Below are 9,878 nucleotides of genomic sequence, written 5' to 3' on the forward strand. Positions count from 1 at the left end.
CAAAAATTCTTTTTGTCATTCTAAATGAAATTTTGCGGAGCATTATGTAATGAAGAATCTTTTAAAAATCAGTTGCTTGAGATTTTTCGACTCCACTTCGTTTCGCTCAAAATGACAGCCTGTATAACTGCAATTAAAATCTAAACAGGCTCTAAAATAACACTTTTAAAAACCATTTAAAACTCCCAAAATATTTTCATAAATGAAATTTAATTCTTCCGAACTGATACAATAAAGCGGAACCAGATACATCACATTTCCTAACGGACGCATGATAATTCCTCTCGAAAGAAATTTATCGTACAGCATTTTTCCGATTTTATTAAAATAAGAAGTTCCCTGATCGGTTTTAAATTCCCACGCCAGAATGGTTCCGGTCTGACGAATATTTTCAACCTTCGGATGTTGTTTTAAAATGACAGAAAATTGAGAATGCTGATCAGAAATTCGCTGAATATTTTGTTGAGTTTCGTCGCTCAATAAAAGTTCCATACTTGCTAAAGCCGCCGTACAAGCCAATGGGTTTGCCGTAAAAGAATGCCCGTGAAACAAGGTTTTATATTTGTCATCCGATAAAAAAGCGTTGTAAATTTCATTAGAACAGGTTGTAATTCCCATTGGCAATGTTCCGCCCGTCAAACCTTTTGAAAAGCACATAATATCCGGCGATTCTGAAAGATGATTGGCTGCAAACAATTTTCCCGTTCGTCCAAAACCTGTAAAAACCTCATCCTGAACCATTAAAAGATTTTTTGATCTGCAAAATTTCATCAGTTCATTCAGATCTTCAGCATCGTACATCAGCATTCCTGCAGCGCCCTGTACAAGCGGTTCATAAATAAAACAGGCTATTTCATCCTGATGATTTGAAATTTCAGCTTTTAATTTTTCAATATTTCCCGAAGTAGGCGTATCAATAAAAATTACCTCAAATAGCATTTCTCCGAAAGGTTTTGTCCAAACACTTCTTCCGCTTACCGACATTGCCCCGAAAGTATCGCCGTGATACGCATTTTTAAACGCTAAAATTTTCGTCTTATCTTTTCCCTGATTATAGCAATACTGAATGCACATTTTCAGGGCAACTTCCACCGCAGTCGATCCGTTATCAGAATAAAAAACTTTCTGCTGATTATCAGGAAGCAGATTCAATAAATTTTCAGACAATTTTATAGCAGGTTCGTGGGTAAAACCTGCAAAAATCACCTGCTCCAAAGTATAAAGCTGCTCTGAAACTCTTTGTGCAATATAAGGATGCGCATGACCATGAAGCGTCACCCACCACGAAGAAACGGCATCAATATATTTGTTTCCTTTATCATCAAAAAGGTATACTCCTTTTCCTTTAACGATCGGAACGGCATCATCCGCTGTTTTCATTTGAGTATAAGGATGCCAGTTGACAGCTCTGTCGCGTTCTTGTAAATTCACTTTTTTTAGGTTTTAGGTTTTAGGTTTTAGGAAAAATAATTCATAATTCATAATTCATAATTCATAATTCATAATTCATAATTCACAATTAATAATTAATAATTAATTTTCTCTTTTTTTTGCATCGGTTTTAGTCCTAAAGTCTGCAGCATTTGCATATCTTCCGAAACTCCCGGATTTGGAGTAACTAATAAGGTTTCTCTTTCGCCTGTAAAAATTGAGTTGGCTCCTGCCATGAAACACCAGCCTTGCTCGAATTCTGTCATTTCAATTCTTCCCGCGCTTAAACGAACCATTGATGAAGGCATTACAATTCTCGCTGTCGCAATCATTCTTACCATTTCCCACGTGTCGGTTTTTTCATTATTTTCAAGAGGAGTTCCTGCAACTCTTGCCAATGCATTGATCGGGACAGATTCAGGATGTTTCGGCATGGTCGCTAAAGTTAAAAGCATTGAAATTCGGTCTGCATGCGTTTCACCTAAGCCGATGATTCCGCCTGAACAGACTGTTATTCCTGCTTTTCTTACGTTATTTATGGTGTTGATTCTGTTATCAAAAGTTCTTGTGGAAATAATCTCCTGATAATATTGCTCTGAAGTATCAAGATTATGATTATACGCGTACAAACCGGCCTGCTCAAGACGAACAGCCTGTTCTTCGGTCAACATTCCGAGAGTGCAGCAAACTTCAAGTCCGAGTTCGTTTACTCCTTTTACCATGTCGATTACACGATCAAAATCACGGTTATTTCTTACTTCTCTCCATGCTGCAGCCATGCAAAAACGGGAAGAACCGTTATCTTTTGCTTTTTGGGCGTGCTCGATTACTTTTTCTGTCGGCAGTAAAGCCTGAACTTTAATATTGGTGTGATATCTTGCAGCCTGTCCACAATACGAGCAATCTTCTACGCAACCACCTGTTTTTATTGATAAAAGTGTTGAGATCTGAATTTCTTCAGGATTGTGCCATTCTCTATGAACTGTTGCTGCTTTATAAATCAGTTCCAGCAAAGGAAGATTGTAGATGTCTTCTATTTCTTCTTTCGTCCAGTTATTTCTCAGTTGATTTTCTCTATGCATTTTCTATTTTTTCTAATTGTTTTGTAATACTTTCTATATTATCTTTTGTTATTTTTTCTAAATCAGGAATTTTTAAAATTTTTGTTTTCTGTTGAATGTTTTTACAGATTATTCTTTCAGTATCTTTCGGAAAATTTCCGTTGAGAATCAGATATTCCAGCTTAATATTTTTTTGTTTTAAAATCATCAACGATAATAAAGTATGATTGATGCATCCTAAATAATTCCTTACAACAAGCGCAACAGGAAGGTTTAATTTTTCGATTAAATCAATAATGAATTCTTCATCTGAAAGAGGAACCATCAAACCTCCCGCTCCTTCTATAATCAAATTACTTTGAGTTTCAGGAAGTTTAAAATCATTCAGATTAATTAAAATTCCTTCTTCAGCAGCCGATTGATGAGGTGAAGCAGCAAGCTGCAAACGATAAGTTTCAGGATGACAAATCGCCTCATCTCCTACCCAACTTTTAATTTTCATGGTATCGGCAAAACCTAAATCGCCTGATTGCACGGGCTTCCAGTAATCAGCTTTAAAATATTTCGTTAAAATTGCAGAACAAACGGTTTTTCCTACCTCTGTTCCGACTCCGGTTACAAATAATTTCATGTCGATTCTTTAATGATTTTCGTTAGCTGAATGATTTCTTCTTCTGTGTTAAAACTATGCAGACAAATCCGAAGTCTTTCTGCACCCTCTTTTACGGTAGGGCTGAAAACCGCATACGTCAGAAATCCGTTGTCTGATAAATTTTGCTGCAGTCTTTTCACTTTCTGATTATCAGGAATGATGATCGCCTGAATCGGACTGCTTTCTGCCGAAGGTGTTTTTAAACCCTGCTTTCTGAAGATTTTAATATTTTGCTGAAGTTTTAACGATAATTCAGATTTTGTTTTAAAAAAATCATATCCTGTTCTGATGCTCATCCACTGAATATCCTGAGCTGAAGTGGTGTAAATAAACGGCGACGCAAAATTGATGAGGTAAGATTTTACAACATTTTTACAAAGTATTGCAGCTCCATGAGCACCAAATGCCTTTCCATAAGTAATAACAGTTGCGAAAACCCGGTTTTGCAATTGATGTTTTTCAACGAAACCATATCCGAAAACGCCAAAAGCATGCGCTTCATCTACAATTAAACGGGCTTTGTATTTTTCAGCAATTTGGGCAATTTCCTGAACGGGCGCCAAATCGCCATCCATCGAGTACAAACTTTCTATGGCGATATAACTGTTTCCCTTTTGTTTTTTTAAAATCTGTTCTAAATCTTCAGGATCATTATGTTTAAATTTCAGCTTTTTTGAAAGCGACATTTTGCAGGCATCATGTACGGAACGATGAATTTTCTCATCCACAATAATCATATCGTGACGGTTTGGCAATGCAGAAAACAAAGCCAGGTTTGCATTATAACCCGATGAAAAAAGCAATGCAGAATGAGACTTGTGATCTTCAGCAATAAAATTTTCGGTTTCAGTTACCATAAAACTATTTCCGCTGATGAGCCTGGAACCTGTACTTCCTGACAATAATTGAGGATTATCTGTAATTTTTTCGAGTAAAATATTTTGCAGTTCTTTGCTCCTTGCAAAACCAAGATAATCATTAGAATAAAAATCAACACCTTCCGATTTTGGCTTTAAAGTTCTCAGCGTTCCCGCTTCCTTTCTTTTGTCGAGCGCTGTTTGAAAACTATCAAACATGATTCAGCTGAGACACTTCTTCCGTTATTGCATTCACCCATTGGTCGTGCAGATTTTTTTCTATTTTTAAAATTTGATCAGCATGAATCTGCCAATCTTCCGCAAAATCATTAAGCTGATTAATCATCTCTTCCAAATGTCCTTCTTCTTCCAGAATAATAGATCTCACCATAATTTTAGAAGATATCTTAGTAAGAATATCCTGATAAACCGGGTACAATTCGTCAGCACGAACTTCAATTGCGTAGGTTACAAAAAGATAGGCTGCATATTTCAAATCTTCTGTTGTAAGATGAAAAGCGTTCTGCAGATAACGGCAAGCTTTAATATCCAAAGAATGAAGATATTGTCGGGTAGCAACCGGAGCCAGCAATTCTGTACTTTCATAGGTTTTACAAAAACTTGGATCTAATTTTCCGATCTGCTTTTTTAAATAATAAGCATGACGATGCTCTTCAACAGCATGTTTTAATTGTATTAAACTTACTTTTACCGGATGTTCGCAGGCAGAAATTTTTCTGGCTCCTGCGTTTTCCATGAATGAAAGAGTATTGAGCCACTTTGCATGGGTTTCATCGTCCCTTACAATTTTTTCGAGCAGATTATAGAATTGCATATTTTCATTTTTATGGGTCAAAAGTAGTATATTGCCGGATGGTTTAATAGTGCCAGTTTTTATATTATGGATAGTCCGGTTGAAATTCCTTATAAAAGTTTTGTGAAAATTGACAGAAATTCTGACACTTCACTGTACATGCAAATTGCCAATCAGATTATCAATGCTATACAGAGAGGCTACATTCCTTTTGGTACAAAACTTCCTGGAACAAGAGCTTTAAGCCAGATTCTGGAAGTACACCGCAATACGATCGTTGCTGTTTATGATGAATTGTTTGCACAAGGTTGGGTAGAAAGCCTTCCGAATAAGGGGACTTTTGTGATTGGAAAAAATCATGAAAAACCATTAAAAATAAAAGCTTTTGAGAAGAATCAACTCGAAAATTATCCAAAATCAACCGGTTTTTCGTTTAAAATATCAAATATCTTAGACAATCCTTTTGAGCATTCTACTTGTGAATATGTTTTCAATGACGGCGTTCCCGATATTCGTTTAACTCAAATCGATCAACATTCAAAATTTTACAGTTCTATTTTGAAACGAAAGTCGCAGCAAAAAATGTTGGGACATTACAACCATGACGGAAGCGAATTTTTTAAGAAAAACCTTTCCCATTACCTCAATTTATCAAGAGGATTGCCTATTTCGAAGAATAATCTTCTCATTACCAGAAGCACAGAAATGAGCATTTACATTGTTTCTGAAATTCTGCTTTCTAAAGGAGACACTGTTTTGGTAGGCGCTTTAAGCTATTTTTCGGTGAACATGATCTTTCAAAAAGCGGGTGTTAATATTATGTCAATTCCGATTGATGAAGAAGGAATTATCGTAGAAAGCGTAAAAGAAGCTTGTCAAAAACAAAAAATCAGGATGCTGTATCTTACGCCGCATCATCACTATCCTACTACAGTTGCTTTAAGCGCAAAACGCAGGCTTGAACTTTTAAATCTTGCCAACGAATACGGTTTTATCATTCTTGAAGACGATTACGATTATGAATTTCATTATAATAAAAGTCCGATTCTTCCTTTGTCTAGCGCAGACACAAACGGAATGGTGATTTATATCGGTTCGTTTGGGAAATCTCTTGCTCCCGGTTTTCGGACTGGATTTATTGTTGCGCCGGAAAATCTGATGGCAGAAATGCGAAAATACCTCGGAATCATCGACAGACAGGGTGATGTTTTGATGGAACGTGTTCTTGGAGAAATGATTGCGGAAGGAGAAATTAACCGTTATCTAAAAAAATCGCTGAAAGTATATCAGGAAAGACGAGATTATTTTGCAGAGCTTTTAGAAAAACATTTAGGAAATGCATTGCAATTTCAAAAACCTTCGGGCGGATTGGCAATCTGGACAGAATGGAACATCCCGATCAACCTGATGCAATTGAGCCGTCATTGCGCCCAGAATAATTTATTCATTCCTAAAACTTTATTGTATCAAAATAAAAATATAACTGCCATGAGATTAGGATTCGGGAATTTAAATTTTGATGAAATGGAAAAAAGTATTGAAATCTTATCTGAAAACGTGAAATCTCTGTTGTAATTTTATAAACTTCTCAGGATTTTTTAGTAAAAAAGTATGATTGGGAAATTAATTCTCATCCTGTTGGTATAATTTCTGTATTCAAATTAAAACAAAACTGTTAATTAACAAGGAAATTATTTGCAATTTTTTATTATTTATAGATAACTATTTATTTAATATTAAATTTTAATTAAAATTCTACTCATTCTAAAATTTATAAAACCTGAATTTGTGGAATATTAAAACTAAAAACCAAGAAACAACCTATTTTGAGGATAATGCCAAAATATTAATAGAATTAAACAATTTCTGAAGAAATGCTTCCGTAAGACATTCCTAGCTGATTGAAAATCTATTTTGTAAAATGTAATATTTTTAAAATAAAACGTAAAAGTCTAAGATATACTTTTCAAAATTTATTTTCCGTTCACTTTATGTTACGATTTGCATAATGTTCAAAAAAAATGAATTAAAAAAAAACGTTATTTTTGCTCAGTAAAAAGGAATGGTGTTTATAATTTTATCTATAAATTAGCATTACCAACCAAAATATTAAATTTACAATAGCATGAAAAGAATAATTTTACTACTCACTCTGTTTACCGGAATATCTGCTTTTTCACAAATAAAAGTTTTGAAAAATGAAACTTTAATTGAGATCGGAAAAGATAATTCGGTGGGCTTATATAAAAAGGAAAATAAATTTACTTTTAACTATCAGGATATTAATACCAGTAATCTCAATACCTTCAGATCTTTTTCTTTCAACGATATAAACGGAGATGTAAGCGAGCTTTACAAATTGATTACTGATGGATTTATTGTTCCACCCAGCGGAAATATTTCTTTAGAACTTCCCAACGATATCATTGAGCTTCAGTATGAGAAAAACTACGGTCAGCCGACTGTTCAGATCATTCAATACATCAATAAGAATAAAAAATATGTAGGAAAATCTCAGTTTTTAAATAAAAAGCAGGTTGATAAAATCTTCGGTATCGGAACTCCAAAAGCGGCACTTTATAAAACTGTGGCAAGACCAGCACAGGTAAATCCTGCACAAAACGCAATGAATAACACACAACAAAATACTTCACCCGCAAACAAAACTCCGAAAAAGAGAAAATAAATCTGTTTTTTGAATATATATCAGCTCATTCTTCCCGAATGAGTTTTTTTATTTCTATTTTTGCTAAAATATTTCATTGTACTATGTCTCTTCAGGTAATTAATCTAACAAAGAAATTTGGCGAGCAGACTGCTCTTAACAACATCAACATCACCATTGACAAAAGCGAAATCATCGGTCTTCTCGGTCCGAACGGAGCCGGAAAATCTACTTTGATGAAATCGATTGTCGGTGCATTAAAAATTGATGAAGGCGAAATTATCTTTAACGGAAAAAATATTTCTGAACACGAGATCGAAAGCAAAAAAAACATCGGATTCCTTCCTGAAAACAATCCGCTTTACCTGGAAATGTATGTGAAAGAATACCTTCAGTTTGTTGCCAACATTCATAAGATCTCTGAAGCAAGAGTTGATGAGGTGATCGAATTGGTAGGAATTACACCTGAAAAATCTAAAAAAATCGGTCAGCTTTCTAAAGGTTACAAGCAAAGAGTTGGTTTGGCTCAGGCAATTATCCATCAACCAGATTTGTTGATTTTGGATGAACCTACAAACGGATTAGATCCCAATCAGATTCTTGAAATCAGGAATGTGGTAAAAGAAATCGGGAAAGAAAAAACGGTTTTGCTTTCCACTCACATCATGCAGGAAGTCGAAGCGCTTTGTACCCGTGTAATCCTTATTCATAAAGGAAATATTATTCAGGATTGTAATATTGACGAATTTAAAGGGAAATTTGAAAGCCTGGAAGATGCTTTTGCGAGTTATACGCAGGATTTTAAGGTTGAGGCTGAGACGAAGTATTAAACTTTTTTCAATGCATGAAAACAAAGTTTAGTTTTAGAGTTTTATTAATTTACATATTATCTATTGCGTTTTTATTCCTCATCATCTTAATCATTCCCGGAATATTTACCGATCATGCTATACCTTTATTTCTTAGAATTTTTATTCCAACGATGTTCAGTTTTTCGTTTGTAATGTTATTTTTGGGGGAAATAAGAACAAAATGCATTAGCCTGACAATAAATAAAAATGAAATTGTTATAAAAAGTTTTTTCGGAATTTTCACTAAAACTTTTAAGTTTTCTGAAATAGATGGCTGGAAATACAGTCATTTAACCGGTAAAGGAGGAACTTATGAATACACTTACCTGTACAAAAATGGCATTAAGGTTGCAAAAATATCACAGTTTTACCACAGAAATTATTTTAAGATAAAAAATCATATCCAAGGAAATTTCAAATACTTAGGATATGAAAAATTATCTTACATTGATGAGTTTAAAGAAATTTTCAAATAAAAAATTGAAGCTAATGCATTGGCTTTAAATTTGATTCTCGTTTTATTATCAAAACAAAATCAATATGATTAAGAAACTATTATTAGGAACTTTCTGCATTGCTCAGTTTTCTTTTATTTCAGCAAACGATTTAAAACCCAATCCTATCAAAGATAACGGAACAGAATATTTTCAAAATGTTCCTAAAACAGTTATCATTAAAACCAAAAAATTCAAAGTAAGAATTGATAAGCAGCCAAACGGTAATTATCTTTATCAATCCTGGGGAGCCAATACAAAAATTACAGCCAAACCAAGCATGATCATCAGTAACGGAGAATTAATTCCGGATGGATCGGGCGGTAATTATTATTTTGAATTTAATAACAACGGAACAATTTACCAGGTTTGGAGAAATTATCTAACCGATTCAGCAAAAAAAGCACCTTACACATTGGTTGTCATTGGAGAAAATGGTGACACATTAGTAAGACAGGATGCACAGATTGTAAAAAATTAAAATAATAAACTCTCGCCTTTAAAGTGAGAGTTTGGTTTTTTTAAGATCCAAACTTTTTAAGTTGCGTAAAATAATTGCTTTCAGCAAAACTTTCTTTGGCTGCACGATATCCGATATTGAATATTTGCTCTAAACGCTCTCTTTTTCTTTCAAAAGTTCCGTAGCTTGAAAGATCCTGAGACGAAATCAGCCAGTCGCAATGTTCAAATTTAATCTTCTCGATGCGATACGAAAGCAGGTCATAAGATCGCGAAACAATTGCCTTTATTGTCTTTAAATCATTAATCTTAATATTGTGAGGCGGAGAAACAAACACGCCAATCAGTTTATCGCAATCATCACGAATAATGTCTGCAGGAAAATTATTCAGCACACCACCGTCACAAAACATTTCCTCGCCTAAAATATAAGGTGTTGTAATCCCGGGAATAGAACATGACGCAATAATTGCATCCGTAACGAGAAAATCTTCATCAAAAATTTTCTCTGTTCCGCCAACCAATTCTGTAGCTACAATTTTCACTTCTTTTCCGAGATCGCCAATTTTCATATCATTGAAAATAGGCTTCAGA

The 9,878-nt window shown here is 34.3% G+C and carries 11 protein-coding genes; 5 read left to right on the top strand and 6 right to left on the bottom strand.

From position 1 onward, the window contains the following. Window positions 1-165: 165 nt before the first annotated feature. From bioA to AB4Y90_RS11005, 5 genes are all read right to left on the bottom strand, one after another. Complete coding sequence (gene bioA / locus AB4Y90_RS10985) at window positions 166-1,431, bottom strand: adenosylmethionine--8-amino-7-oxononanoate transaminase (RefSeq protein ID WP_441557593.1); 1,266 nt, start codon at window positions 1,429-1,431, stop codon at window positions 166-168. A 95-nt stretch (window positions 1,432-1,526) separates the two neighbouring features. Continuing rightward, on the bottom strand, window positions 1,527-2,513 hold the full coding sequence (gene bioB / locus AB4Y90_RS10990) for a biotin synthase BioB (protein ID WP_441557595.1): 987 nt from the start codon (window positions 2,511-2,513) through the stop codon (window positions 1,527-1,529). Then, the gene (gene bioD, locus AB4Y90_RS10995) at window positions 2,506-3,123 is read right to left on the bottom strand and encodes a dethiobiotin synthase (RefSeq protein WP_441557597.1); all 618 of its coding nucleotides are present in this window, start codon (window positions 3,121-3,123) and stop codon (window positions 2,506-2,508) included. The genes bioB and bioD overlap by 8 nt, the downstream gene beginning before the upstream one ends. After that, window positions 3,120-4,220, bottom strand: coding sequence for an aminotransferase class I/II-fold pyridoxal phosphate-dependent enzyme (locus tag AB4Y90_RS11000; RefSeq protein WP_441557598.1), 1,101 nt, complete (start codon window positions 4,218-4,220; stop codon window positions 3,120-3,122). Before AB4Y90_RS11000 ends, bioD begins: the two co-directional genes overlap by 4 nt. After that, a complete protein-coding gene (locus AB4Y90_RS11005) occupies window positions 4,213-4,836 on the bottom strand; it encodes a hypothetical protein (RefSeq protein ID WP_441557600.1) in 624 nt (207 codons plus the stop codon). Before AB4Y90_RS11005 ends, AB4Y90_RS11000 begins: the two co-directional genes overlap by 8 nt. Window positions 4,837-4,902: 66 nt before the next feature. Between AB4Y90_RS11005 and pdxR the strand changes: the two genes are divergently transcribed. From pdxR to AB4Y90_RS11030, 5 genes are all read left to right on the top strand, one after another. Beyond that, the gene (gene pdxR / locus AB4Y90_RS11010) at window positions 4,903-6,390 is read left to right on the top strand and encodes a MocR-like pyridoxine biosynthesis transcription factor PdxR (protein ID WP_441557601.1); all 1,488 of its coding nucleotides are present in this window, start codon (window positions 4,903-4,905) and stop codon (window positions 6,388-6,390) included. 550 nt (window positions 6,391-6,940) lie between these two features. Further along, complete coding sequence (locus AB4Y90_RS11015; RefSeq protein ID WP_441557602.1) at window positions 6,941-7,501, top strand: hypothetical protein; 561 nt, start codon at window positions 6,941-6,943, stop codon at window positions 7,499-7,501. Window positions 7,502-7,584: 83 nt separating this feature from the next. Further along, window positions 7,585-8,310: an ABC transporter ATP-binding protein gene (locus tag AB4Y90_RS11020; protein WP_441557603.1), complete on the top strand. Its 726-nt coding sequence runs from the start codon at window positions 7,585-7,587 to the stop codon at window positions 8,308-8,310. 14 nt (window positions 8,311-8,324) lie between these two features. Then, a complete protein-coding gene (locus AB4Y90_RS11025) occupies window positions 8,325-8,807 on the top strand; it encodes a hypothetical protein (RefSeq protein WP_441557604.1) in 483 nt (160 codons plus the stop codon). A 64-nt stretch (window positions 8,808-8,871) separates the two neighbouring features. Beyond that, window positions 8,872-9,306, top strand: a complete 435-nt coding sequence (locus tag AB4Y90_RS11030) for a hypothetical protein (protein WP_441557605.1) — start codon at window positions 8,872-8,874, stop codon at window positions 9,304-9,306. A gap of 40 nt (window positions 9,307-9,346) precedes the next feature. Here AB4Y90_RS11030 and AB4Y90_RS11035 read toward each other — a convergent pair. Next, window positions 9,347-9,878 (bottom strand): patatin-like phospholipase family protein (locus AB4Y90_RS11035; protein ID WP_441557607.1); only part of this gene is annotated, 532 nt, incomplete at its 5' end.

Source organism: Chryseobacterium sp. 2TAF14 (assembly GCF_052115105.1).
Classification (GTDB): domain Bacteria; phylum Bacteroidota; class Bacteroidia; order Flavobacteriales; family Weeksellaceae; genus Chryseobacterium.

What these genes read in the sequence shown, in the direction of transcription:
- bioB (WP_441557595.1), bottom strand. Translation starts at nt 2,513, where the DNA reads ATGCATAGAGAAAATCAACTGAGAAATAACTGGACGAAAGAAGAAATA.
- bioD (WP_441557597.1), bottom strand. Translation starts at nt 3,123, where the DNA reads ATGAAATTATTTGTAACCGGAGTCGGAACAGAGGTAGGAAAAACCGTT.
- AB4Y90_RS11000 (WP_441557598.1), bottom strand. Translation starts at nt 4,220, where the DNA reads ATGTTTGATAGTTTTCAAACAGCGCTCGACAAAAGAAAGGAAGCGGGA.
- AB4Y90_RS11005 (WP_441557600.1), bottom strand. Translation starts at nt 4,836, where the DNA reads ATGCAATTCTATAATCTGCTCGAAAAAATTGTAAGGGACGATGAAACC.
- pdxR (WP_441557601.1), top strand. Translation starts at nt 4,903, where the DNA reads ATGGATAGTCCGGTTGAAATTCCTTATAAAAGTTTTGTGAAAATTGAC.
- AB4Y90_RS11015 (WP_441557602.1), top strand. Translation starts at nt 6,941, where the DNA reads ATGAAAAGAATAATTTTACTACTCACTCTGTTTACCGGAATATCTGCT.
- AB4Y90_RS11020 (WP_441557603.1), top strand. Translation starts at nt 7,585, where the DNA reads ATGTCTCTTCAGGTAATTAATCTAACAAAGAAATTTGGCGAGCAGACT.
- AB4Y90_RS11025 (WP_441557604.1), top strand. Translation starts at nt 8,325, where the DNA reads ATGAAAACAAAGTTTAGTTTTAGAGTTTTATTAATTTACATATTATCT.
- AB4Y90_RS11030 (WP_441557605.1), top strand. Translation starts at nt 8,872, where the DNA reads ATGATTAAGAAACTATTATTAGGAACTTTCTGCATTGCTCAGTTTTCT.